General features: G+C 70.9%; 20 protein-coding genes. 12 read left to right on the forward strand and 8 right to left on the reverse strand.

Annotated features, from left to right (window positions below; all coding sequences use genetic code 11):
- The first annotated feature begins 46 nt into the window (after positions 1 to 46).
- Together OG266_RS21540 and OG266_RS21545 are read left to right on the forward strand one after the other, a co-directional pair.
- Positions 47 to 505 (forward strand): ATP-binding protein, encoded by a 459-nt coding sequence (locus OG266_RS21540; RefSeq protein ID WP_371547864.1) that lies wholly within the window; start codon positions 47 to 49, stop codon positions 503 to 505.
- 43 nt (positions 506 to 548) lie between these two features.
- Positions 549 to 1,793 carry an amidohydrolase gene (locus OG266_RS21545; RefSeq protein ID WP_371547866.1) on the forward strand — a complete coding sequence of 415 codons (1,245 nt, stop codon included), beginning with the start codon at positions 549 to 551 and terminating at the stop codon, positions 1,791 to 1,793.
- Here OG266_RS21545 and OG266_RS21550 read toward each other — a convergent pair.
- From OG266_RS21550 to OG266_RS21560, 3 genes are all read right to left on the reverse strand, one after another.
- Positions 1,790 to 2,971 carry a hypothetical protein gene (locus tag OG266_RS21550; RefSeq protein WP_371547867.1) on the reverse strand — a complete coding sequence of 394 codons (1,182 nt, stop codon included), beginning with the start codon at positions 2,969 to 2,971 and terminating at the stop codon, positions 1,790 to 1,792. The two genes, OG266_RS21545 and OG266_RS21550, sit on opposite strands and share 4 nt — an antisense overlap.
- An 83-nt stretch (positions 2,972 to 3,054) precedes the next feature.
- Positions 3,055 to 4,314 (reverse strand): PP2C family protein-serine/threonine phosphatase, encoded by a 1,260-nt coding sequence (locus tag OG266_RS21555; RefSeq protein ID WP_266458039.1) that lies wholly within the window; start codon positions 4,312 to 4,314, stop codon positions 3,055 to 3,057.
- A 29-nt stretch (positions 4,315 to 4,343) separates the two neighbouring features.
- On the reverse strand, positions 4,344 to 4,982 hold the full coding sequence (locus OG266_RS21560; protein WP_371547868.1) for an NAD(P)-dependent oxidoreductase: 639 nt from the start codon (positions 4,980 to 4,982) through the stop codon (positions 4,344 to 4,346).
- Positions 4,983 to 5,087: 105 nt separating this feature from the next.
- Here OG266_RS21560 and OG266_RS21565 point away from each other — a divergent pair, with 105 nt between their 5' ends.
- On the forward strand, positions 5,088 to 5,564 hold the full coding sequence (locus tag OG266_RS21565) for a hypothetical protein (protein WP_266458043.1): 477 nt from the start codon (positions 5,088 to 5,090) through the stop codon (positions 5,562 to 5,564).
- A gap of 72 nt (positions 5,565 to 5,636) precedes the next feature.
- Here OG266_RS21565 and OG266_RS21570 read toward each other — a convergent pair whose 3' ends face one another.
- Positions 5,637 to 6,239 (reverse strand): SH3 domain-containing protein, encoded by a 603-nt coding sequence (locus tag OG266_RS21570; RefSeq protein ID WP_266458047.1) that lies wholly within the window; start codon positions 6,237 to 6,239, stop codon positions 5,637 to 5,639.
- 212 nt (positions 6,240 to 6,451) lie between these two features.
- Between OG266_RS21570 and OG266_RS21575 the strand changes: the two genes are divergently transcribed.
- The 5 genes from OG266_RS21575 to OG266_RS21595 all read left to right on the forward strand — a co-directional run bounded on the left by OG266_RS21575 (position 6,452) and on the right by OG266_RS21595 (position 11,931).
- Positions 6,452 to 7,357 (forward strand): hypothetical protein, encoded by a 906-nt coding sequence (locus OG266_RS21575; protein WP_266458050.1) that lies wholly within the window; start codon positions 6,452 to 6,454, stop codon positions 7,355 to 7,357.
- Between the two features lie 78 nt (positions 7,358 to 7,435).
- Positions 7,436 to 8,242: an alpha/beta fold hydrolase gene (locus OG266_RS21580; RefSeq protein ID WP_371547869.1), complete on the forward strand. Its 807-nt coding sequence runs from the start codon at positions 7,436 to 7,438 to the stop codon at positions 8,240 to 8,242.
- Positions 8,243 to 8,387: 145 nt separating this feature from the next.
- The gene (locus OG266_RS21585; RefSeq protein WP_266458056.1) at positions 8,388 to 8,828 is read left to right on the forward strand and encodes a hypothetical protein; all 441 of its coding nucleotides are present in this window, start codon (positions 8,388 to 8,390) and stop codon (positions 8,826 to 8,828) included.
- Positions 8,829 to 8,943: 115 nt separating this feature from the next.
- Positions 8,944 to 9,948, forward strand: coding sequence for an endonuclease/exonuclease/phosphatase family protein (locus OG266_RS21590; protein WP_371547870.1), 1,005 nt, complete (start codon positions 8,944 to 8,946; stop codon positions 9,946 to 9,948).
- A gap of 45 nt (positions 9,949 to 9,993) precedes the next feature.
- A complete protein-coding gene (locus OG266_RS21595) occupies positions 9,994 to 11,931 on the forward strand; it encodes an FUSC family protein (RefSeq protein ID WP_371547871.1) in 1,938 nt (645 codons plus the stop codon).
- 80 nt (positions 11,932 to 12,011) lie between these two features.
- On the opposite strand, the gene OG266_RS21600 is transcribed toward OG266_RS21595, so the two are convergent.
- Positions 12,012 to 14,081, reverse strand: a complete 2,070-nt coding sequence (locus OG266_RS21600) for a PhoX family phosphatase (protein WP_371547872.1) — start codon at positions 14,079 to 14,081, stop codon at positions 12,012 to 12,014.
- Between the two features lie 267 nt (positions 14,082 to 14,348).
- Here OG266_RS21600 and OG266_RS21605 point away from each other — a divergent pair, with 267 nt between their 5' ends.
- The 3 genes from OG266_RS21605 to OG266_RS21615 all read left to right on the forward strand — a co-directional run bounded on the left by OG266_RS21605 (position 14,349) and on the right by OG266_RS21615 (position 18,353).
- The gene (locus OG266_RS21605; protein ID WP_371547873.1) at positions 14,349 to 15,851 is read left to right on the forward strand and encodes a VWA domain-containing protein; all 1,503 of its coding nucleotides are present in this window, start codon (positions 14,349 to 14,351) and stop codon (positions 15,849 to 15,851) included.
- Between the two features lie 162 nt (positions 15,852 to 16,013).
- Positions 16,014 to 17,738 (forward strand): methionine--tRNA ligase, encoded by a 1,725-nt coding sequence (gene metG, locus OG266_RS21610; protein ID WP_371547874.1) that lies wholly within the window; start codon positions 16,014 to 16,016, stop codon positions 17,736 to 17,738.
- Between the two features lie 138 nt (positions 17,739 to 17,876).
- Complete coding sequence (locus tag OG266_RS21615) at positions 17,877 to 18,353, forward strand: hypothetical protein (RefSeq protein WP_266458072.1); 477 nt, start codon at positions 17,877 to 17,879, stop codon at positions 18,351 to 18,353.
- Positions 18,354 to 18,402: 49 nt separating this feature from the next.
- Here the strand turns inward: OG266_RS21615 and OG266_RS21620 are convergent, their stop codons facing one another.
- From OG266_RS21620 to OG266_RS21630, 3 genes are read right to left on the reverse strand one after another with little or no spacing between them, the layout of a single operon-like run.
- Positions 18,403 to 20,268, reverse strand: a complete 1,866-nt coding sequence (locus OG266_RS21620; RefSeq protein ID WP_371547875.1) for a carbohydrate-binding domain-containing protein — start codon at positions 20,266 to 20,268, stop codon at positions 18,403 to 18,405.
- Positions 20,265 to 21,053, reverse strand: a complete 789-nt coding sequence (locus OG266_RS21625; RefSeq protein ID WP_371547876.1) for a VTC domain-containing protein — start codon at positions 21,051 to 21,053, stop codon at positions 20,265 to 20,267. Before OG266_RS21625 ends, OG266_RS21620 begins: the two co-directional genes overlap by 4 nt.
- The gene (locus OG266_RS21630; protein ID WP_266829859.1) at positions 21,050 to 21,661 is read right to left on the reverse strand and encodes a DUF4956 domain-containing protein; all 612 of its coding nucleotides are present in this window, start codon (positions 21,659 to 21,661) and stop codon (positions 21,050 to 21,052) included. Before OG266_RS21630 ends, OG266_RS21625 begins: the two co-directional genes overlap by 4 nt.
- Before the next feature lie 241 nt (positions 21,662 to 21,902).
- On the opposite strand from OG266_RS21630, the gene OG266_RS21635 reads away from it, so the two are divergent.
- On the forward strand, positions 21,903 to 25,043 hold the full coding sequence (locus OG266_RS21635) for an FG-GAP repeat domain-containing protein (protein WP_371547877.1): 3,141 nt from the start codon (positions 21,903 to 21,905) through the stop codon (positions 25,041 to 25,043).
- The last annotated feature ends 11 nt before the right edge of the window (positions 25,044 to 25,054 follow it).

Genomic DNA, 25,054 nt, shown 5'->3' on the forward strand with positions numbered 1-25,054 from the left:
ATTCGTTCTGTAGCCGAGCGTAATCACTCCACTCCACGCTGGTGACATGAATCACGCAACTGACCCCCCACCTACGGCAATTGCCGCGAGGTACGGCATCAGCTTCACCGTCGGTGAGCACTCGGCGCGGCACCTGCGGCGCATCCTGCGGGCGTATCTGATCGCCTGGGAGATGACGGAACTGAACGACGCCGCCGGGCTCGCGTTGACCGAGCTGGTCGCGAACGTCGTACGGCATGTGCCGGGCCGGCGGGCCGCGCTGCTGATGCTGTGGTCGGCCGACGGCGTACGGGTGGAGGTGACCGACACGTGCCCGCGGCCACCGTTGTCCACAGCTGTGGACGAGCTCGGGGAGGGCGGGCGGGGGCTGGTGATCGTGGAGGCGGTCACCGACCGGTGGGGATGGACTCCGTTGCCGGGACGGGCGGGGAAGACGGTGTGGTTCGAGTGTCACGTCAAGCGGGATCCACCGCCGGGCGGCGGGCGGCTGCGCCGACCGTGGTGAACGCCGCCATACAGGTCACAGCCAGCCGGTCTACGCTGCGTTCATGACCTCTGCCGCCGCACGCGCCGCACTGGAACTCACCGACGGCCTCCCGGTCTCCGCCCTGGAGGACTTCTACCGGGACCTGCACCGCCACCCGGAACTGGCCTTCCAGGAACACCGCACGGCGGCCAAACTGACCGAGCGGCTCGCCGAAGCGGGGTTCGAGACGGCCGAGGGCATCGGCGGTACCGGAGTCGCCGGGGTGCTGCGCAACGGCGACGGCCCGACCGTGCTGCTGCGCGCCGACATGGACGCGCTGCCGGTGACCGAGGAGACCGGCCTTGCGTACGCCTCCGAGGCGCCCGGTGTGATGCACGCCTGCGGGCACGACATGCACGTGACCTGGCTGGCCGGCGCGGCGGCGGCGCTGGCCGCCGGACGCGACGCCTGGTCCGGGACGCTGCTGGTGGTCGGCCAGCCCGCCGAGGAGTCCGGCAAGGGCGCCGCCGCGATGGTCACGGACGGGCTCTACGACCGCTTTCCGCGCCCCGACGTCCTGCTCGGACAGCATGTCGCGCCCGGGCCCGCGGGCCTGTACGCGCATGTGCCGGGGCTGATCATGTCGGCGACGACGGACGTCGACATCGTGGTGCACGGGCGGGGCGGGCACGGGTCGCGGCCGGAGACGACCGTCGACCCGGTGGTGACCGCCGCGTACATCGTGACCCGACTGCAGACCGTCGTCAGCCGCGAGATCGCCCCGCGCGAGTCGACCGTGCTGACCGTCGGCCGCATCGAGGCGGGCACGGCCTCGAACATCATCCCCGCCACCGCCCGTATCTCCCTCAACCTCCGTACGCAGTCCGAGGCGGTCCGGGACCGGATGCTCGCCGCCATCCGCCGCATCGCCGAGGGCGAGTGCCACGCCGCGGGCTGCCCGCGCGAGCCCGAGGTGACGCTGGGCAACAGCTTCCCGGCGACGGTGAACGACGCGGAGACCGACCACCGTGTCGCCGGCGTCCACCGCGAGGTGTTCGGCGAGGCCACCGTCTTCGACCCCGGCCCGGCGATGGGCAGCGAGGACTTCTCGCAGCTCGCGGAGGGCAAACTGCCGTACGCCTACTGGTTCGTGACGAGCACCCCGGCCGCGGTGTGGGACGAGGCGCCGGGCGAGGACCTGATGACGAAGTTCGACGCCGTCCCCAGCAACCACAGCCCGCTCTTCGCCCCCGACCTGTCCGTGGTCGCACCGGGCGTACGCACGCTGGTGTCCGGCGCGCTCGCGTACCTCGCCCCCGCCAACTAGCCGGCGAGTTGTTCCGTCGCCTGCAGCTCGTTCAGGTGCCGCTGCACGTGACTCAACGCGCCCTCACGACGCCCGGGGACCCGGCGGCGCAACTCGGCCAGTGCGGGCCCGAGTTCACGGGCCCGTGCCGCGTCGCGAATGCTGCCCCACTGATGATGGGCACGGTCGGCGGCCGTCTCGACGGCAGCCGCGTCCGGGGACTGCCCCGCCCCGAGCCGCGCGTTCGCAACCGCGAGCCAGGTCCGGCAGCTACGGACCGGATCCCCCGCGAACATCGCCAGATCCGCACGGACTTCCATCCAGTGCAGCACCTGCTCGGAGGCAGGCCCGTGCGTGCGCAGCGCGTCCTGTTCACACTGGGCGGCCAGGGTGTCGGCGGCACCATGCCGCTCAGCCTGCACGGCCGCGGCAATGACGGCGTGGGGGTCATCCAGCCCGTCCGGCGTTTGAGGACGAGGCCGTTCAGGCCGATAAGGGGGTCTGGGGGCGAAGCCCCCAGGTACGGGCTGGGAAGGGGCGGAGGGGGCGAAAAACCCCACCCCGGCACCAACTCCGGGCTCCAGCACGACATCCCCGTACCCACCCTCCCCCACGATCCGCGACAGCGCCTGCTGGTGAAGCTGCGCAACCGGCGGCCGGTACCCACTACGGAGAAGCGTGGCGACCGCCTTCATGTACGCCGGTGAAGCCACCGTCCGGCGCGGCGGCGGCGGAGCAACGCGCCCGTACAGAGCGCAGGTCGGCCCCGCGGTGAGCGGGTGGGCGGCGAGATGCTGCCAGGCCTCCGGATCGGCGTGCAGGTCGACCACCAGCGTGCTGGTACCCGGCGGCCGCAACCGCAGCTCCTCGGCGATCCAGTGCCAGGGAAAGGCGGTATAGCGAACCGTCGCCGCCGTGGTCCGGGCGAGAGCGAGGTGGGGAAGACGCTGGCGCCGGTCCAGCTGAAGCTGGCCGGTCACGAACACCGTCAGCGGTCCGGGGGCCGCAGCCGCAGCCCGCAGCCGGGTGAGCACGGCCTGCGGCTCCAGCGGATCGGCCAGTTCCACCACGTTCGCGGTGTCCGCGCCGGACAGCACCGCGGGGGACACCGCCGCGAGTACGGGAAGCACGGACGCCGCGTCCACCAGACGCCCCTTGCCCACCGGCGAGGCCGCGAGAAGCAGCACGGTTCCGGGCATAGGTTCCCTCCCCATCGATCACGTACGCCAGCACCGTAACCGCTGCGCCTGCAAAGGGGGGCGGCAGGAGTGCAAACGCCCGGCTATGACGGGGCTTGTACCTCGCCCGGGGGTGGCAGCCGACGTCGTACGGCGAAGATCGTCGTGTCGTCGGCGAGGCGGCCGCCGCAGTGCCGCAGGGTGGCGTCGCGGACGAACTGCACGAGGCGCTGCGGATCGGCGATGTCCGGGTCCTCGGCAGCGGCGCGGGCCACGCTGTCGCGGAGCGGGTAGAAGACATCGGCGGAGTCGCGGGCCTCGGTCACCCCGTCCGTGACGAGGAGCAGGGTCTCGCCGGGGGCGAGCGGGACGGTGATCAGCGGCGGCGGATGGTACGTCAACTCGCTGAGCCCGAGCGGGAGTCCGTCGCCGGGCGGCAGCGAACGCACCCCGCCGTGGGAGATCACGAGCGGCGGTTCGTGGCCGAAGTTGATGACCTCGACGGTGCCGGGGGAGACCGGCAGAACCGGAGCCTCGGGCTCCGGCTCGCTCGTACCGTCCCGCCGGGTCGGGCCGCGCCACTCGGTCCTGGGAAAGCCGACCAGGATCGCCGTCGCGAAGCGGTCGTCGTCGTCGTAGCCGAGCGAGGCGCAGTAGTGGACGTGCCGGAGCATGCGGGTCTCCAGGCGGTCGGAGACGGTGCGCAGGCGGGGCTCGTGGTACGCCGACTCGCGGAAGGTGCCAAGCAGCGCGGCCGCCGCCTCCACCGCCGAGAGCCCCTTGCCCTGGACGTCGCCGAGGAGGACGCGGGTGCCGTGAAGGCCCGGCTGGATGTCGTAGAAGTCGCCGCCGACGCGGGCCTCGCTGTCGGCGGCGAGGTACACGGCCGCGTGGTCGAGGCCGCCCCAGCCCGGCGCCAGCGGGCGCAGCAGGGTGCGCCGGGTGGTCTCGGCGACGTCCTTCATGTGCAGCATCCGCTGTTCGCCGCGGACCCGGACCGCGCAGGCCAGCGTGGCGAGGATGCCGCCCACCGCGACGAGGATGAAGTCGGGCAGGCCGGTCTGGTACTGGTGCGGCCAGGAGGTGTCCACGGCGAAGTAGGTGAGCAGCGAGAGCACGGCGAACGCCCCGGTGCCCCACACCCCGCAGATCGCCGCCGCGATACCCGGCACGAGCACGATCCAGGAGATGATCCGGAACTCGCCGGAGGTGTTCGCGTCGGCGAGCGTGATGCCGATGAGGAGCAGCAGCGGCGGCACCCAGGCCACGCTGTGGCCGCGCAGCCGCAGGATCCTCTGCCGCTGGACCGGGTCCGTCCGTCCGGCGGGAGGCAGTTGCTCGATGACGGTCCGCCGGCCGCCCACCTCGCCCTTCCGTCTCTTCCTCGCGCCCGTCAGTACGCGACCGACATACGGGCGCGCGGATGGGCGTCCTTCTCCAGCTCGTCGACGAAGGCGACCGCGTAGTCCTCGGCGCTGATCCGGCTGTTGCCGTGCTCGTCGGTGAGCAGCTGGTCGCCGCCGATGCGGAAGCGGCCCGTGCGTTGGCCGGGGGCGATCGCCGCGGCGGGCGAGACGTAGGTCCAGTCGAGGCCGTCGTCGAGGCCACGGTAGTAGGTGAGGGCGTCGCGCTGGGCGAGGGCCTCGGGGAGGTAGGCCTCGGGGAAGCCGGGCTGGTCCGCCGCCGCCTGCCCCGGGGCGACCTCCAGGCTGCCCGCGCCACCGGCGACCACGAGCCGCCGTACACCGGCCGCCCGGACGCCCTCCACCAGCGACTGGGTCAGTGCGAGGTAGGGGCCGCGGGGATCCGTGCCGTCCCTGGGCGGCGCGCACGCGGACGCCACCGCGTCCGCGCCCGCCGCCAGCTCCGTCACCTTCGCCGGGTCCGAGACGTCCGCCGCCGCCGTGATGACACCGGGGACCGGGGACTGCCCGGACCGGCTCACGGCGATGACCTGGTGTCCGCGTGCCGACGCCTCCGTGGCGATACGGCTGCCGACCATGCCGGTGGCGCCGAAGAGTACGAGCTTCATGAAGCCCAGCGAAACACGCTGCCCCGACCACCGCATCCCGACTTGCCAGCCGCCCGGGCGAGGTGTGCCCTGGAGGCAGGGGCGAGGAGAGAGAGGAGTGCTCCCATGGCTCAGGCAGCACCCGCATCACCGGCGTCAGGGACACCGCGTTCCCGGCCACGTACATCCGGAGCGGATCAGCCCGGCTTCCTGTACGACCTCATGGGCCCGCGGGCCGCGAGCATCGTGAAATGGGCGATGCCCGTGGTCGGCGGGCTCATCTACGGCTTCTGGGCGGCGGCCATCAACCGCGACACCGGCGCGATCACGGGCTGGAACGTGCTGTTCGGGTTCGTGTGCGCGATCGCGTTCGCCGCGGCCTGGATCGGCGTACGCATGATGGCTCCGCTGATGAGGCGCGAGCTGCACGCGCTGATGTGGATGGCGTTCGCGGGTATCGCGTTCGGTTTCATCTACAGCCAGACCGGCGCGACCATCCTGCGGTCCGTGCTCATGTCCCTCGCGGTCGCGGCGAGCGTGTACGTGGTGCTCTTCTACCGCTACTACACCCACGAGGACGCCGAGGGTCACCGGGTGAACTGACCCGCCGACCCCCGACGTACGGCACACACGAGGCCCCGGCGCAGCAGCCGGGGCCTCGTGTTTGTCCCTCACTCACCTGCCCCCTGGGATCCAGTCCCAGGAGCTCGAAGAGGAGCCGGAAGCGCTGAAGCTCCACGAGCCGGAGACGCTGAAACTCCAGGAACCTGAACTGGACGAACTGGACGAACTCCAGTCGGAGTCACCGTTGTTCCAGCCGCTGTTCCTGTTGCTGTCGTTGTTCCAGCTGTTGTCGCCGTTCTTCCAGTTGTCGTCGTCCCAGGCCCCGTCCTTCCAGCCGGGGCACGGGTCCTGACAGCTGGGCACCCACTGCCTGCCGGTGTCCACGAAGGCGGCGCTTGCCCATCCCTGCGCCCCGACGAGCCAGTACCAGTCCGTGTTGCCGAAGATGCTCTGTCCCTGCACCGCGCACAGGACGCGGTCCTGACTGCCCGGCGAGAGCCTGTCGACCAGGGACGAGTTCGCGTTGGGCTGCTGTCGTACGTTCAGATCGCCTCGGGAGACGACGGTGCCCCATATGGGACTGTCCGAGCCGCCGCCACCGGAGGTGTGAGCCGACGGGACCGCCGCCGCCGAGGTGCCCGCCACGGCGACGGTGATGACGCCGCCGGTGAACAGGGCCACGGCAAGGGTCCGCAGGGCCGGGGTGGTGCGCATATCGGCCTCCTTTTCCCCAGAACCAGGTAACACCCGTTCGGGTGAGGCCTCCACCGGAGAGCGTGCGGGCCGTGCGGTTACTGGGCTGTGGGCGGGTGCCGGGCGCGCGGTGATCCCATACCGGGGTCCCTGGCCCCCGTACGGCTTGTCATATGCGCCCATTTGCAGCCAAACCGCTCGCGCGAGGCGCCCCCGAGGCCTTGCCTGGTGGGGTGTCCCACCGTGCCCGCAGCGCCCTTTCGGCCGCGCTGATCGTCCTCGCCTGCCTGCTCACGCCGCTGGGCGCGCTCTCGGCCTGGGCGCTGTACGGGATCGGCGACACGGCCCGTTACGAGGCCACGATGGCGCCGCTGGCCGCCGACGCGGACGTACGGGACGCGATCGCGGCCGGGGTCACGGACGGGATCATGCGGGAGGTCCACGTACGGCCGCGGATGCAGGGTCCGGTGAACTCCTTCGTGCGGGACGCGGTGCGCTCGTTCACGCAGACCGAGGCGTACCGCACGGCCTGGGAGGCCGCGAACATCGCCGCGCACGACGCCCTGATGCGGGCGCTGCGCGACGACAGCGAGGGCCCGGTGACCGTCGACCTCGCGACCGTCACCGAGCGCGTGAAGCGCCAACTCGCCGACGACCACATGCCGTTGGCGAACCGTATCCCCGTCGAGCACACCCGGCTCACGGTGCTCGCGGCCGAGGATCTGACCCGGCTCCGGAAGGGTTTCCACGTGCTCGAAGTCGCCGCGTTCTGGCTGCCGGCCGCCTCGGTCGTCCTCACCCTCGCCGGGATCCTCGTCGCGGTGTGCCGCCGCCGCGCGGTGCTCTCGACAGGGCTCGGCACCGCGCTGGGCGCCGCGCTGCTCGGCGTGGCGATCGCCGTCGGCCGCCGGCTCACCCTCGCCGACCTGCCGCCCGGCGTCTCCCCCACGGCGGCGGGCGCGGTGTACGACGCCCTCACGTCCACGCTCCGCCTGGCCTGCTGGCTGCTCCTCGCACTCGGCGTCACCGTGGCCGCCGCCGCACTGCTCACGGGCGCGTACGCACGGCACCGGCGGGCGGGCACGGAGGAGGTGCCCGCGGAAGCTCCGGTGGAAGGAGCGTCGCGGGTCCGGGCCTGACCGCACCCACACCCCTCTCATTGCACTAGACCAAAGACCTTATTGCACTGGGGAGTTGGTGTGTCTAGGGTCGTGACCATGGCATCCGAAGTCCCGCCCCACGACTCCTCGTACCTCGCCCACGCGGACGAAGGCGACGCCGACTCCACGGCGCTCCCCCTCGTCCTCATCCACGGCCACCCCTTCGACCGCACGATGTGGGCCCCGCAGATCACCGCGTTCGCCCCCTCCCGGCGGGTCGTCGCCCCCGACCTGCGCGGCTACGGCGCGTCCCCGGTGGTGCCCGGCGTCACCCCGCTCTCCACGTTCGCCGAGGACATCGCGGCGCTCCTCGACGACCTGGGCGTCGAGGAGTTCGTCCTCGCCGGTCTTTCGATGGGCGGGCAGATCGTCATGGAGTGCTACCGGCAGTTCCCCGAGCGCATCCGGGGTCTGGTCCTCGCGGACACCTTCCCGGCCGCCGAGACGCCGGAGGGCAAGAAGACGCGGAACGCGATGGCGGACCGGCTGCTGCGCGAGGGGATGCGCGGATACGCCGACGAGGTGCTGCGCAAGATGGTCGCGCCGTACGCGGACGCGGAGGTCGCGGCGCACGTGCACCGCATGATGACCGCAACCTCACCCGAGGGCGCGGCGGCGGCCCTGCGCGGCCGCGCGGAACGCCCCGACTACCGCTCACTGCTGACCGGGGTCACGGTCCCGGCCCTCGTGGTCGTGGGCGCCGACGACGAGTTCACACCGGTCTCCGACGCGGAGGCGATGCACGCGGCGCTCCCCGACTCCACGCTCCAGGTGATCGACTCGGCGGCGCACATGCCGAACCTGGAGCGCCCGGAAGAGTTCAACGAGGCACTGGCGGGCTTCCTGGCACGGCTGGACGGCTGACACGGCTGGACGGCTGACACCGATGGACGGCTGACACGGCGACGCCCGAAGCGGCGGCTCACCCGTTCGGCCCACCCCTGATGCGAGCCCCCGCCCCCCGGGGCGAACCTGCGAGGGAACTCCAGGCCCGCCCCGAGGAGACCCCATGACCGACCACGCCGCGCCGCCCGTCGACCCCAAGCACCGCACGGCCTCGACCGGAGGCTCCGACTGGGCCTCCGGCGGCACCGTCTTCGCCGGTGTCCTGATGATGGTCACCGGCATCCTGAGCGTGCTCAACGGCATCGCGGGCATCGCGGCCGACGACGTCTACACACGCCTCGGCAGCTATGTGTACGAGTTCAACCTCACCACCTGGGGCTGGATCCACCTCGTCATCGGCGTCCTCGTCGCCATCACCGGCTGGGGCATCCTCCAGGGCATGGACTGGGCCCGCGGCGTCGGCATCGGCCTCGCCGCCCTGTCCATGATCGAGTACTTCATGTTCCTGCCCTACGCCCCCTTCTGGTCGATCATCTCCATCGCCATCGCGGTGTTCGTGATCTGGGCCCTGGCGACGGCAGGACGCCCGTCGACGACGAAGTAGCGTCCACGGTCCTCCCGTTCACAGGGCAACCCTCCACCGCCTCACCCCGTCCTTAGGGTCCTCAGGGGAGAATTCCGACACCCCATGCGGACGAACGGAAGGCCGGGACCAGGACTTGGATACTGCGCCGGCGGGGTGGTCTGCTCCGGAGTGGGAGAGTGTCACGCCGCGGCGGCGCGGGCGCCTCTGGTTCGCGGGGTCGCTGCTGGCCGCGGTGAGTGTGGTCCTCGGGTTCCGGGTGGGCGACAGCGACGGGATCACTCCCGTGCCGCAGCTGCTCGCGTTCCTGCCCTGGCTGCTCGCGCCCGCTGGGCTGGGACTCGCGATCTCGGCGCTCGCCCTCTGGCGGACCGGGATGGTGTGGGGCATGGCCGTTGTCTTCGGCCTCATCTGGTACATGGACCCGTACGGGAAGATCAGCGAGCCGACCGGGGCGGCCGTCGCCGAACTCCGTGTGATGACTTCCAACGTGCAGTTCGGGCGGGCGACCGACGCGCTCATCGCCGCCGTCGAGCGGGAGAAACCCGCCATCGTGTTCGTGGAGGAGTGCGAGTACGCGTGCTCCCGCGCGCTGGAGGACGCCTTCGGCGGGAGCGGCGGCGCGTTCCCGTACCGGGAGGCCGTCGAGGGCGCCGGATCCGACGGGTCCGTGATCCTCAGCCGGTTCCCGCTCAAGGGCGCCGACGGCCTGCCCGGGACCACCATGGGCATGCCCGGCGCCGTGGCCGACGTAAAGGGACACGACGTACGGCTGCAGCTCGCGCACCCGATGCCCCCGCTCCCCGGCCAGGTCGGCGTCTGGCGGCGTGAGCTCGGCGAGCTGCGCGACTACGCGGCGGCAGGCGACCAACCCACCATCCTGGCCGGGGACTTCAACGCCTCCCAGGACCACGCCGCGTTCCGCCGCATCCTCGACACCGGCCTGCGCGACGGCTCCCGCCTCGCCGGAGAGTCCCGCACCCCCAGCTGGCCCTCCCGGACCACCCCGGTCCTCGGCGCCCAGATCGACCACGTCCTGGTCTCCGCGGACTTCTCGGCGAACAAGGCCACCTTCCTCGACCTCAGCGATTCCGACCACCGCGCGCTGGTCGTCGATCTCACCCTCCACCAGCGCGGCTGAGACGGCCGCGACGGCTGCGGGAGACCCGCCCGCCATACTGTGGGCATGTTCCGCCAGTTCCCCATCAGCCGCCTCACCCCTCCCGACTGGCTGGTCAGGAACCTCCAACCGCAGCGGGCTCCCATCCCCTGGGCCGCCGTCGCCCGCGCCGCGATCGCGATGACCCTGCCGCTCGTCATCGGCCTCGCCGTGGGACAGCCGGAGTACGGCGCGCTCGCCTCCATGGGCGCCCTGTCGGGGGTCATCGGCGACACCGCCGACGCCTACCGCATGCGGATCCTCAACATCGCCGTCCCCCAGCTCTTCGGCGCCATCGGCGTCACCATCGGCTCACTCGTGTACGGGCACGGCTGGGTCACCGTCGTCACGGTCACCGTCATCGCGCTCCTCTCCGGGATGATCTCGTCGATCGGCGCCGTGGCCTCCGTGTCCGGCCTGCTACTGCTCCTCAACTGCGTGATCGGCGCCGGACTTCCACTGCCGGGCGAGTGGTGGATCACGCCGCTGCTGATGTCCGGCGGCGGGCTCCTGGTGCTCGTCCTGGCGCTGCTCGCCTGGCCGCTGCGGTCGCGGGTGCCCGAGCGGGCCGCGGTCGCCGCGAGCTACCGGACGGTGGCGGATCTGCTCGCCTCGAGCGGCACCGAGAAGTACGACGAACTCCGCCTGGCCGTCACCGAGTCCCTCAACAAGTCCTACGACCTCGTCCTCGCCCGGCGCGCCTTCCAGCACGGCCGCAGCCCCGAACTCGTGCGCCTGCTGGCCCAGTTGAACGCCGTGACGCCCGTCGTGGAGGCGGCTCCGGCGGCCCACCAGTACGGCAAGCCGCTGCCGGCCGAAGTCCCCGCCGCCGTACGCCATCTCGCCGACGCGGTGGAGACCGGTTACAGCGGCCCGATAGGGCTCAAGCTCCCGGTGCCCGAGAGCGAGACCGCGCGCGCCGTCGACCACGCCCTGCGGTACGCCGCCGACGTGGTGACGGACCAGGCCCCGAACGCGGGCAACGTCGACGACCGGCTCGGCAGGCCCGCCGCGCTCCGCGTCCGCGCCGCACGCGCCGCACGCAACGTCGTCCTGTCCAACGCCTCCTGGCGCTACGGCCTGCGCCTCGCCCTGTGTATCGGCCTCGCGCAGGCCCTCGTCTCGATCGTCCCGGTGCCGCGTTCCTACTGGGTCGCCCTCACCATCACCTTCGTGATGAAGCCCGACTTCGGTTCCGTCTTCTCCCGGGCGCTGCTGCGCGCCCTCGGCACGGTCGTGGGGCTCGTCGTCGCGGCCGGCGTCCTCGCCGTCGTACCGCTCGGCTGGTGGGACGTGCCCGTGATGCTCGTCCTCGCCCCGCTCATCCCCGCGTTCACCCCGCGCGGATACGGCTACCAGACCGCCGCCGTCACCCCGGTGATCCTCCTCCTCTCCGACGTCCTCAACCACCAGGGCACGGCACTCCTCGTACCGCGCCTGGTCGACTCCCTCATGGGGTGCGCGATCGCCATCGTCGCCGGGTACCTGCTGTGGCCGGAGAGCTGGCACACCCGGGTCGGCGACCGGCTCGCGGACGCGGTCGCGGAAACCGCCGGGTACGTGGAGTACGCGTTCGGCGACGGCGCCGACCCCGCCGCCCGCTCCCGGATGCGCCGCCGCCTCTACCGCGACCTCTCCGCCATCCGTACGGAGTTCCAGCGCGCCCTGACCGAACCGCCACCGGGCGGACGGCGCGCCGCCGCCTGGCTCCCGCTCGTCGTCGCCGTCGAGCGGATCGTCGACGCGACGACGGCGGCCGGGGTACGGATCAGGCACGGGGCTTCCCGCCCTTCGCCCGCCGAGGTCGGCCAGGTCACCCTGCAATTGCGGGAGTTGTCCGATGGCCTGCGCGAGACCGACGTGCTCTTCGAGGTCCGTACGGATCTCACCGGGCCGTCGGGGAGCGTCCTCGAACCGCTCCGGCAGGAGGTCGCGGCGGCACGGGCGATCACGTCGCCGCACTGACATCTCCTGTTACGAGGATGGGGGCGCCCCCTGAGCCAGGGGGCGCCCCCATCCTCGTAACTACTGCACTACTACTGCTGTCAGACGCCGATGTCGCAGCCGTCCTTGCGCCACACCGAGACGACCGCCGGGCGGACGATCTTGCCGGCGCCGTCGGGCCAGATGCTCGCAGGCTTCTCGACGGTCGCGCCGCTGATCTCGCCCGGGTGCTGGACGGCGACGAGCACGCGCCGGTCCTGGACGAGCGGGCCGCAGGTCTCCGCGCCGGTCGGGACGGTCAGGAACTGCTTCAGCTCACCGCGCCGGTCGCCCTTGGTCGCGACACCGAACAGGCCGTCGTGCGAACCGAGCTGGTTGCCGTCGGTGGAGATCCACAGGTTGCCGTGCGGGTCGAAGGCCACGTTGTCCGGGCAGGAGATCGGGCTGACCTTCTCCTTCGGGAAGCCCGCGAAGTAGGTGGCCGGGTCGGTCGGGTCACCCGCGACGAGGAACAGCGACCAGGCGAAGGTCAGGCTCTCGGGGCGGTTGCGGCCCTCGGTGAGTTCGAGGATGTGCCCGTGCTTGTTGGCGTTGCGCGGGTTGGCCTCGTCGGCCTTGGCGTTGCTGCCGACACCGCGGTTGGTGTTGTTCGTCAGGGCGACGTACACCTTGCCGGTGGTCGGGGAGGGCTGGATGTCCTCGGGGCGGTCCATCTTCGTGGCGCCGACCTTGTCACCGGCGAGGCGCGTGAAGACGTACACCTCCTCGGCGGTCATGCCCTCGACGTGCGAGACGGCGCCCTTCGCGGTGGCGGTCGCGAGCGGGATCCACACGCCGCCGCCGTCGAACTCGCCGTCGGCCGGCAGCTTGCCCGTGCCGTCGATCTCGGCCACCGGGGAGTCGCCGGTGAGCTTGGCGACGTAGAGCGTGCCCTCGTCGAGGAGGGTCAGGTTGTGCTCGCGGGCGGAGCGGGAGCTGCCCTTCTTCATCTTCTTGCTGCCGACGAACTTGTAGAAGTAGTCGAAGCGCTCGTCGTCACCGGTGTAGAGGACCGGGCGGCCGTCGTCCGTGAGGCGGACGGTGGCGCCCTCGTGCTTGAAGCGGCCGAGCGCGGTGCGCTTGCGGGGCGTGGAGGTGGGGTCGTACGGGTCCAGCTCCACGACGTAGCCGAAGCGGTGGACCTCGTTCGGCTCCTGGGCGACGTCGAAGCGCTTGTCGAAACGCTCCCACTTGCGCTCGGTGGCGCCGGTGCCGATGCCGTAGCGGGCGTCGGTGGGGCGGCTGCTGTTGGCGAAGTACTGGTTGAAGTTCTCCTCGCCGTGCAGCGTCGTGCCCCAGGGGGTCTCGCCGCCGGCGCAGTTGTTGAGCGTGCCGAGGACCTTCTTGCCGGTCGGGTCGGCGGAGGTCTTGAGGAGGTCCGAGCCGGCGGCCGGTCCCGTCACCTTGAACTCGGTGGTCGCGGTGACACGGCGGTTGAGGTGGTGGCGGGGGACCGCGGTCAGCTTGCCGCTCCGCTTGTCCTCCTCCACGACCACGACGGACAGGCCGTGCGCCGCCCAGGCGATCTCGGCCTGCTCACGGGTCGGGTTCGCGGCGTCGTACGCCTTGAACATCAGGACCTCGTCCGTGTACTCGTGGTTCGCCACAAGCACCTGACGGCCTCGCTCACCGGGGAGCGGCAGCAGCGCCAGGAAGTCATTGTTGTAGCCGAACTGGGCCGCCTGTGCCGCGGCGGTCTGGTTGTCCGGGTCGAAGGCCGGGGCGCCGCGGAGGATGGGCTCGCCCCAGCGGATCACGACGTTCTGGGCGTACCCGTCGGGGATCACCACGGCGTCGGTGAGGTTGGGGGCGACGGCGGTGAAGCGGAGGCCGCGGGCCGCCTTGTCGCTCTTGGCAGTCGTCGCGGCAGCTTCGGTGGCCGCCTGCGCCTGCTGGGCGCCGGTGCCGATGACGGCGGTGCCCGCCGCGGTGGCGACGGTCACGACGGCCGCGGCACGCATCATCGAACGGCGGCTCAGCGCGGTGGCGATGACGTCACCGACGTACTCGTTGTCGCTGGTGTTCGGTATCTCGTGGAAACAGGCGTTGCCACAGCGGTACAGGCAGGTCATGGCCGACCTGCCACCGGGATGCGAGTCGGGCGTTCCGATCAACGGCAGAAGTCTGCGCACTTTTGCTCTCCCCATGCGGTCCCTTGGTTTCAGCGTGACGCTAGGTGGTGCGTATGTGCGGAAACAGGCCAGCGGGATGAACGGGGGGTGAACCCATGGGATCCGCAGGGGTGTTGGGGTTACGCGGGTAGCGTCGGCGACGCGGTGTTGACGGCTGTCGCCCCCGTACTCTGCCCCTGCCAAAGATCACCAGCTGTGACCGCTAACCTTACGTGTCCGTCCTGGCCAGGGATTGACGGGCACCAACTCACGCGAAGGGTTGCGCACATGGGCATTCTCACCGTCTTGCGGAATGCGTTCGGCCGCTCACGCAAGGGTCGTGACGCCGACGGGGAGACCTCGCGGGAGGTTTCGACTCCGACGGCTCCCGAACGGGTCCCCGCACAGGAGACCGAGCCGAGGATTCCGGCACCGTCCTCCGAACTCCAGCCGGAACCCGCACCGGCCGTGGAGGTCCCCGCACCTGCCACCGAGCCCAAGCCGTCCGTCGTGGACGAGCTGGTGTCAGCGGCCTTCGACAATGTGACGGTTCCGCCGGCACGGACCCCGGAGCCGGAGCCGGTGATCGAGCCCGAGCAGGCGGAGACGCCCGCACCGGTGATCGAGCCCGAGCCGGTCGTCGAGCCCGCGGTCGCGGCGGAGGCTGTGGTCGAGCCGGAGCCGGAGGTCGTCGCGGAGGCGGAGGCGGAGGCCGAGGTTGCGGCCGAAACCGAGCCGGAGCCCGAGGCCGAGATCGTGGCCGAGCCGGAGACCGCGAGCGTGGTCGAGGCGGAGCCGGAGGCCGAGGTCGTGGCCGAGCCGGAGGTCGTGGCCGAGCCGGAGGTCGTGGCCGAGCCCGAGACTGTGGCCGAGGCCGAGCCGGAGCCCGAGATCGCGGCTGAGCCCGAGCCCGCTGCCGAGCCCGAGCCGGTCGTCGCCGAGGAGCCCGCTCCCGCCGCCGCACAGGCGGACGAGCCCGCGGCCGCCGACGGCGATGAGGCCCCACCGGGGCCACCCGCAGCCGACGACGAGACTGTCACGGGTGGTGCGGGTGGGAACAACGACCCGGCCGAAGGCCGGGTGCCCACCCCCCGGCCCGAGGCCGAAGAAACCCCCGAGCCGGAGGCGGAGAAGCTCACCCCGGCCGCCGCCCAGGCAGACGTACCCGCAAGCCTCCTCACCGCCTACACCGAGGCAGCCGCAGCTCTCACAACGCAGAAGCTCACCGGCACGAGTGCCAAGGTCTACCTCGTCCTCGACCGCTCCGCGAGCATGCGCCCGTACTACAAGGACGGCTCCGCCCAGGCCCTCGGCGAGCAGACCCTCGCCCTCGCCGCCCACCTCGACCCCGAGGCCACGGTCCACGTCGTCTTCTTCTCCACGGAGCTGGACGGCACCGGCGAGCTGACCCTCACCGACCACGAGAACAAGGTCGACGAGCTCCACGCGGACCTCGGCCGCATGGGACGTACGAGCTACCACGCGGCCGTGGAGGAAATCCTCACGCACTACCAGAAGTCGGACACCACGGCCCCCGCCCTCGTCGTCTTCCAGACGGACGGCGCCCCCGACGCCAAGACCCCCGCCACCCAGTCCCTCACGGACGCGGCGAAGAGCCACCCCTCCGTCTTCTTCTCCTTCGTCGCCTTCGGAGAGACGGAGAACAAGGCCTTCGACTACCTCCGCAAGCTGAAGACCGAGAACACGGCCTTCTTCCACGCGGGCCCGACCCCGCGCGAACTGACGGACGCCGAGATCTACGAGGGCGTACTGGCGAACTGGCGCCCGTAACCCTCACCGGCACCGCACAACGGCCGCCCGCTTCCCACCCGGTTAAACGGGAGGCGGGCGGCCCACCCATGTCGGATACGATTTCAAGGTTCGTAAGACGACCGACGTCACCATCTGAACCGACGATCGTCACCCCACGTACCGACTTGGGAGCAGCCCGCAATGGCTCGACACCTCATCACCAGCGCCCTTCCGTACATCAACGGGATCAAGCACCTGGGCAACATGGTGGGGTCCATGCTCCCGGCGGACGTGTACTCCCGGTACCTCCGCCAGCGCGGCCACGACGTGCTGTACATCTGCGCGACGGACGAGCACGGCACCCCGGCCGAGCTGGCCGCGAAGGAGCAGGGCCTCCCGGTCGACGAGTTCTGCGCGCAGGCGCACGACGCGCAGAAGGCGGTGTACAACGGCTTCGCGCTGGCCTTCGACTACTTCGGCCGCAGCTCCAGCCCGCAGAACCGCGAGATCACCCAGCACTTCGCGCGCCGCCTGAACGAGAACGGCTTCATCGAGGAGCGCGAGATCCGTCAGGTGTACTCGCCGACGGACGGCCGGTTCCTCCCGGACCGCTACGTCGAGGGCACCTGCCCGCACTGCGGCTACGACAAGGCCCGCGGCGACCAGTGCGAGAACTGCACCCGCGTCCTGGACCCGACCGACCTGATCAACCCGCGCAGCGCCATCAGCGGCTCCACCGACCTCGAGGTCCGGGAGACCAAGCACCTCTTCCTCCTCCAGTCGAAGCTGCAGCACGAGGTCGAGGCGTGGATCGACGAGGTCGGCGACGAGTGGCCGCAGCTCGCCTCCTCCATCGCCCGCAAGTGGCTGACCGAGGGCCTGCACGACCGCGCGATCACCCGTGACCTGGACTGGGGTGTCCCGGTCCCGGCCGACACCTGGCCGGAGCTGGCCGCCGCGGGCAAGGTCTTCTACGTCTGGTTCGACGCCCCGATCGAGTACATCGGCGCGACGAAGGAGTGGTCGGACCTCGACCCGGAGAACCGGGACTGGAAGTCCTGGTGGTACGACGCCGACTCCGGCGAGAACCCGGTCCGCTACACGGAGTTCATGGCCAAGGACAACGTCCCCTTCCACTCGGTGATGTTCCCGGCGACCGAACTGGGCGTCCGCGAGCCGTGGAAGAAGGTCGACTACCTGAAGTCCTTCAACTGGCTGACGTACTACGGCGGAAAGTTCTCCACGTCCCAGAAGCGCGGTGTCTTCACCGACGCCGCCCTGGACATCCTCCCCGCCGACTACTGGCGCTACTTCCTGATCGCCAACGCCCCCGAGTCGGACGACTCGTCCTTCACCTGGGAGCACTTCACGGCCACGGTGAACAAGGACCTGGCGGACACGCTGGGCAACTTCGTCAACCGGGTCCTCTCCTTCTCGCGCAAGCGCTTCGGCGACGAAGTACCGGCGGGCACGGCTGCCGGTGAGGCGGAGACGCGGCTCGGCGAGGAGATCGCGGGCCTGCTCGCGGAGTACGAGACCCAGATGGAGGCCCTCCAGTTCCGCAAGGCGGCCGCCGCGCTGCGCGCCCTGTGGTCGGCCGGCAACTCCTACCTGGAGGAGAAGGCCCCCTGGCTGGAGATCAAGACCGACCCGGAAGGGGCGGCCCTGACCCTGCGTACGGCGATGAACCTGATCCACCTCTACTCGGTGGTGTCGGAGCCCTTCATCCCGGCGTCGGCCGCAGCTATGCGCTCGGCCTTCTCCCTTCCCGACGACACCGCGACCTGGGTATCGGCGGAGGAGGCGAAGGCGCTGACCGCGGTCCCCGCCGGTACGGCCTTCACCGTGCCCCCCGTCCTCTTCGCCAAGATCACGGACGAGGACCTGGAGTCGTACAAGGAGCGCTTCGGCGGCGCACCGGAGTAGTCAGGACGTTGTCCGGAGTAGTCAGGACGTTGTGAGGAGGGCCCGGCACCATTCGGTGCCGGGCCTCTTCACAAAATCCGCCAGGCTGGAAACAGCCCCCGGCGCTGGCATGTTCGCGCCCACCCGTATGGTTTCGCCATGGCAGTCCCCGAGGTCATCCCGATCGCCTATGAACCGCACCACCGCACCGAGGCCATCGGCCGGTACGCGGATGGCCAGTTCCTGGCGTCGGTCACGTATGCCTTTCCCGAAGGGTTCCGTCCCGACGACGGCTGGGAAGAGCACAAGCGCCTCTACACGGTGCTTCACACTTTCGACGCCGAGGGCCGGTACCGCGACTCGGAGATCTGGTGCGCGGGCACCTGGGCCGAGCAGCACCGCGCCCCGCACGCCGAGGGCTCGGTCCTTGCCAGGGCCGAGGCCCACCTGGGGAAACTGCTGCGAAGTCTCCCCCGGCGCCGCTACATGGACATCGCGATCCGCCCCTTCCAACTCACCGTCGACGGCGTCCTGTTCGGCCTGGTGATCAGGGAGGACGAGGGCGAGAGCTGGGCGGAGCTCTACCCGGACCGCCTCGGCTTCGGCGAGCCCTGGGACGGCTCGTACGACACCTGAGGGGCACCCAGGAGTTCAAGTCCTGGGCACCCCTCGCGTGCTACCCGTGCTATCCCCGGCCGCCCGGTCCACCGCCGCCGAAGCCGCCCTCCGGAGCCTCGCCCGCCGTCACCGTGGCGATCTCCTCGGCCGAGCCGAGTTCGCCGGTCGCGGTCAGACCGCCGGTACTCGTGCCCGAGGCTGAGCCGCCGGAGTAGATGCGGTACTCCTCGCCGCTCTTGACGGCGGAGGAGGAGTAGACGACGTTCTGGACGGACTTCGAAGTGACGAAGGTGGCCAGGACCTTGCCGTCGGAGTCGACGACGTGGAGGGTCGTGCCCGCGTCGACCGCCGAGTCGAGGGTCGCGGAGAGCCAGCCCTGCTCGGACTCGGTGCCGGGTGCGACGGCCATGCCCGCGCTGCCCGCGGCGAGGAGGGTGCCGCCGCTGACGGTGAAGCTGCCGTTGACGTCGAGGGCGCCGTTCCCCGCCTGCTCCGGTCCGTTGACGACGACCGTGCCGCCGGTGATCTCGGCGGTGCCGTTGGAGTCGAGGCCGTCGCCGTCGGCGTTCACCACGAGGGTGCCACCGGTGACGGTCAGCTTGAAGTCGCCCACTTCACTGCCGCCTCCTCCGCCGCCGCCTCCGAAGCCCCCGCCGCCACCGCCGTCCTCCGAAGTGCTCGTACCACCCGCCGCGTTGATCCCGTCGTCGCTGGAGTGGATCTCCACCGTGCCGCCGTTCACCGCGATGTCGGCCCCCTCCACGCCCTCGACCGCCGACGTGATCTTCAACGACCCCTTGTCGACGATCAGGTCGCCCTCGGCGTGCACCCCGTCGTCGCCGCTCGCGGCCGTCACCTTCGCCCCGCTGATGTGGACCGCGCCGTCGCTGTGCACGGCGTCGTCGGAGGAGTCGACGTACACGGTGCCGCCCTCGAGCACGTTGATCACGCCCGCCTTCAGCCCCTTCGTGGACGTGTCGTCGGACGGCTGAGTGCCGCTCCCTTCGCCGCTGTCGACGGTCAGCGTGCCGCCGGTGACCACCAGGTCGGTGGCGGCGTCGACACCGTCGCCCTTGGCGGTCACCTTCACCGTCCCGCCGCCGAGGGCGACGTAACCGGAGTCCGTGTCCTCGCTGTTGTCGGCCTTGAGGCCGTCGCCACCTGCGGTGACCGTCACCCGGCCGCCCTCGACGATCAGGTAGTCCTTGCCGCGGATGCCGTCGTCGGCGGCGTCGACCACGATCGTGCCGGAGGAGATCACCAGACCGTCCGTGCTCGCGATGCCGTCGTTGCCGTTGCCGTGCACGGTGAGTTGGCCGCCGCCCGTGACCGTCAGGTCGGCGGCGCTGTAGAGCGCGGCGTTGGCCTCGGCGTCGTCGGCGTAGGAGTCGGCGTCGCTCAGGGTGTTCTCGCTGCCGTCGGCGAGGACGACGACGGCCTCGTCGGCCGCGGTGACCTCGATCGCGGCGCCGGAGGAGTGCGAGACCGAGGCGCCGTCGAGCACCAACTGCACCTTCTCGTCAGGGGCGTTGACGACGATCTGCCCGTCGGTGAGGGTGCCGCTGACCCGGTAGGTACCGCCCGCGGTGATGGTCACCGTGGAGCCGTCCACCTTCACCCCGTCGCCGTCGGCGGACGCCGAGTCGCCGTCCAGCTCGATCCCGACGGCGGCGGACTCGTCCCAGTCGCCGTCGGAGGCCTCCGCGTGCGACTCCTTGTTGTCGGCGAGCACGGCGGCTGCGCCCTGGCCACCGTCCACTGCTGCGGCCGACGATCCGCTGCTCGCACTCGGCGTGGCGGAATCTCCCGCGGTGTCGCTCCCCGAGGAGCACCCGGCCAGCGCCGCCGCGGCGAGCACCGCCGAAGCGAGGGCGCCCACCGCCTTCGTACGAAATCCTCGTGCCGTCGTTCTGATACGTGTACGTGTGCTCATGCCGGACTCCCGTCCAGTGCCGTCGGAAAATGGCGCCGCAGTACGGGCAGCCAGCGGTTCGAGGGAAGCTCGGGGCGCAGGGCGGCGAGCCCGGTGCCGTACTTCGACACCGGGCAGGGCCGGTGCTTCAGCGACCAGAGCAGCCGGTCCGCCCCCGAGCCCGCCCGGCCCGCCTTGGTCTCGACGATGGTCCGGTCGGGGGTGCGCAGGGCGGTGCCGTCGGGCAGCGTCCAGGTCAGGTCGGTGTCGGCGGTCAGCCGGCTTCCGGTGGCCGGGAGGAAGAGGGTCGTGCGCCGGTAGTACGTGGTCAGCGTGGGCACGAACCGGAAGCGGCCGGAGTCGATCCCGGACTCGGCGAGCGCCGTGTCCGCGTAGGCCCGCGCCTCGGCACCGAGCCGCCCCAACTCACCCTCGTACGGAATGCGTTGCTTGACGGTGGTGCCGCGCGGGCCCCGCGTCTTGACCTCGAAGAAGTGCTGGCCGGAGTCGAGATACGTGCGGATCCGCAGCTTGAACCGGCGCCGTCTGCTGCGGGCGGCGCCCAGGTAGCCGTCCATCTCCGGGGTGTCGAAGTAGACGGACCGGTAGGCGAACTGCCGTGCCCCGTCCATCTCCAGGACCTGCGAGTCCTCGTCGAGACCGCCGAGGACGAAGGGCAGATCGGCGAGGGGCAGCATGTACTTGCGGTCGAGCCGGGTCAACAGCGAGGCCCGCGTGAGGAGTTCATCGAGACCGATCGGCCGCAGTGTGCCGATGACCGCGTCGACGGAGTCGAGGGCGGTCACGCCCCCACCCTCCGCTCGGTACGGGAGCCCGGTGCCTTGGCCGCCTTCGCCGCCTTGGGAGCCCGGGAGGCGGCCGGAACGACGTACCGCACCTCGACCTGAGTCGTGTCGTTGACGAGGTCGATGCTCCGCACCGACAGGTTCACCACCCGTCCGCCGAGCAGCACTTCGAGGTCCGCGCGCAGGGCGTCCTCGTCGGTGTACGCGGAGTCCAGACGCAGGTTCTGCTGGCGGTAACGCGGGAACAGCCGGGGGTGGTCGCCGACGAAGAGGGTGCCCACGACCAGCAGCATCAGCCCGACGTGCAGAAGGTCGAGAGACTCGGAGAGACCGGCCAGCAGGCCGATGGCCAGCGCCGAGAAGTAGTAGGCGATGTCGTGGTGCGCGATCTCGTACGAGCGGAGCCGGATGATCGACAGCACCCCGAACAGGCCCATCCCCATGCCGATGCCGACCGAGGTGGAGCCGAGCACCATCGCCACGGCGAGCACGCCGACGTTCACGCCCAGGAACGCGGCCACCAGGTCCCGGCGGTGGTGGCGGGGGAAGTAGATCCCGAAGGCCAGCACGGAGACGGCGACCAGGTCAGCGGCGACAAGAAGCAACATGTCACTGACAATCGTGGGTAACCCTTTGAGTTACCTTTGCCTCCCCTTAACGAAACTTGAGAAGTACGGAACGGAAAACGCGGGTGAACTGAGCGTGCCGCGGCGGATGTTCGGGCCGCGTCGACCGCCCCTGACAGATGTCCGGGCCCGGTCCGCCACCTCGTACAACCCACAAAGAACCCGCTGGTAGCATCCGTTCACTTGTGCGAGGGCGGGGACCCTCGCGGGGAGGGATATTCACGTGGGCAGACACGCCCTGAGACGGGGCGGTCTTGCCGCAGCCGTCTCCGCACTCGCGGTCGCCGTCGCGGCCGTCACCGTTTACTCCGAGGCCGGCGGTTCCGCCGAGGCGGCCACCACCGAAGCCGCGGCCACCACCGGGATCACGCTCACCGACCCGAACTCGGACACGCATCGCGACGACCGGCCGCTCACCGCCGGCACGACCGGCTTCCTGCACCGGCAGAGCGGGGTCGCCGGACTGCTGTGGACGGACTACGCGACCGGCACGACGGTCACCGTGGAGAACGCGAGCGGCGTCTACACGCCCTCGGCGCCCTGCGCGTCCCTCGGCTCGCAGTGCTCGACCGCCTGGTTCGGCTCGGACGGCGACCTGGTCGCCCTGCCGACGGCCGCGACCACCAAGTCCGTCACCCTCTGGGACCCGGCGACCCGCAAGACGTCGACCTTCACGTCCTCCTACGAATACCGGGCGCTGGCCGGTGACACGGTCGTCACCGCGCACACCCTGATCGACACCGTGGACGGCGTACGGCGCTCTCGGACCATTACCGGCATCGACGGCGTGTACGGCATCGGGGCCTCCGAGGTCGTGGCCGCGGACTCCGCCGGTGTGCTGTACGGGTACGGCAGTTACCTGTCCTACGTCGACGTCGACACGGCCGTCGCCACCCAGGCCTTCACCGACGTCGGCTCCAACGTGTTCTACGTACAGAGCGAGGACCGGTTCGGCTGGTACGAGCCCGGCACCGGCGACCTCCACCTCAAGTCCCGTACCGACCCTGCGGGGACGGAACAGGTCGTCGACCTCCCGCCCGTCACGATCATCGGCCAGCCGGCCCTCGGCTCCCTCGACGGCGAGCCGGTCCTGATCGGCGACTGGCTGCTGCTGCCCACGCACACGCGCACCGGCACCGCGATCACGGCCCACTCGCTCGCCGACGGCTCCACGCGGACCCTGCTGGCCGACGCGGACGGGTACGCGATCCACACCGCCGGCGACGACGCCCTCGTCACGGGCGGCACCAGCGCAACCGACTGGTGGGTGCAGCGCGCGAGCCAGGCGGCGGACGGCTCCCTGGAGCTGGCAAAGGTGTCCGAGATCCCGGCGACGGAGAACGCCAAGACGGGCCTCGCGCTCAGCCGGGGCAGCCTGCGCGTGGCGGAGGACGACCCCGCCTCCACCACCAGTGACGACACGTCGATACGGACCCTGACCACGGACGGCGGCACCACGCTGACCGCCTCCGCCGCCACGGCGTCCTCCGGGGTCAGCTCCGCATGCCCGTACGCCGTCACCAGTTGCTCGGTGCTGTGGGGCAACAGCGGCAGCACTCCCAGGGACGTCTACCTCAGCACGGCCGACGACAGCGACACCTCGGCTTCGGACAGGCTGATCGCCATCCCGGGCCTCGAACTGGACTTCGCGACCCAGGGCGGCTCCATCGTCGACGTCTCCGACGACTACGCGGTGTACAACTCCGGCGGCACCACGCCCACGCAGTACGTCGGCAACTTCCAGGACGGTCAGCTGCTGAAGCGTTCGGTGCGCGCCGCCGCCCTCAACGGCCCCACGCTCTGGAGCGCCACCACCACCGCCGGCCAGATCACCTCGTACAGCCTGCCCGAGGCGAAGACCCTCTCCACGGTCACCATCCCGGGCGCGGGCTGCGTCCCGACCGAGCTGCAGGCGGCGGGCCGCTGGGTGTACTGGGCCTGCGGGACCGCCTCGGCGGGCGTGTACGACACCAAGGCGGGTACGTCGGTCGCCACCACGCCCGGTGACGTGCTGCTCGGCGACGGATTCGCCGTGCGCCACGACCACACCACGGACGAGCTCGTCCTGACGGACGCGACCACCGGCGCCACCCGCGCGATCGCCTCCGGGCTCCCGGACTCCGGTCTGGCCGTCGACCGCCGCTACCGGTGGACGGTGGACGAGTACACGGGCCTGGTCGCCTGGTTCGACCTGCACGAGCGGACGCACGTGGCGACGACCGGGGTGACCCCGTCCACCACAACTGTGTTCGAGACCAAGACCGCCGACGACCTCGTCTGGGCGAAGTCGTCGGACACCGACTCCAAGACGTGGAACGGCAACTGGCTGCTGTCCCGTCCCATCTCCTCCTGGTCCCTCACCTTCACCTCGGTGGAGAGCGGCGAGACCGGCAAGGCCACGCGCACGGTCACCGGCGGAGCAGCCACGGCATGGCTGGCGCCGACCTGGAACGGCAAGGCGACGAACGGGAGTTACTTCCCCAACGGCCGCTTCAAGTGGACCCTCAAGGTGACCGGCCTCGGCAGCACCGCGGCGACCACCTTGACCAGCGGCACGGGAACGGTGTTCGGCGGCTCGGCGGTACGCCACGACTTCAACAGCATCGAAGGCGAACCGGACGGCGTGGGCGACGTCCTCACCCTCAACTCCTCGGGTGGCCTGAGCTACCAACACGGCACCGGCGGCGGCAAGTTCTCCGAGAAGACGACCGGCTCGGGCTGGGCCACCAGCATCAAGGCGGTCCCGTTCGGGGATCTGAGCGGCGATCGTTGCAACGACGTCCTGGTACGGCTGAGCAGTGGGGCCCTGCGCCTCTACAAGCCGGGCTGCGGCAGCGCGGTCAAGCCGACGACCTCGTACACGTCGCTGGGGGCGAGCGGCTGGAACCAGTACGACATCCTCACCTCGCCCGGAGACGTCAGCGGCGACGGTCGTCCCGACCTGATCGCCCGCAACACCTCCACCGGCGCGGTCTACCTGTACAAGGGCACGAGCGCGGGCAAGCTCTCCGCCCGCGTGAAGCTCTACGACAACTGGAAGACGTACAAGAAGATCGTCGGCACCGGCGACCTCAACGGTGACGGCATCGGTGACCTGGTCGCGCAGGACAAGGCCAACAACCTCTACCGCTACTACGGCAAGGGCAACGGCACCTTCGCGGCCCGCGTGAAGGTCTTCGCCAACTGGGGTGGCTCCTACAACGTCATCGTCGGCGTGGGCGACCTCAACCGCGACGGCAAGGCCGACCTGGTCTCGCGTGACACGGCCGGCAACCTCTGGCGCAACTACGGCAACGGCGCAGGGTCGTTCGGAGCCCGCACAAAGATCGCGACGGGTTGGGGCGGATACAAGTCCCTGTCCTGACCGCAAAGTTG

It is taken from the genome of Streptomyces sp. NBC_00554 (genome assembly GCF_041431135.1).
Taxonomy (GTDB): Bacteria; Actinomycetota; Actinomycetes; order Streptomycetales; family Streptomycetaceae; genus Streptomyces.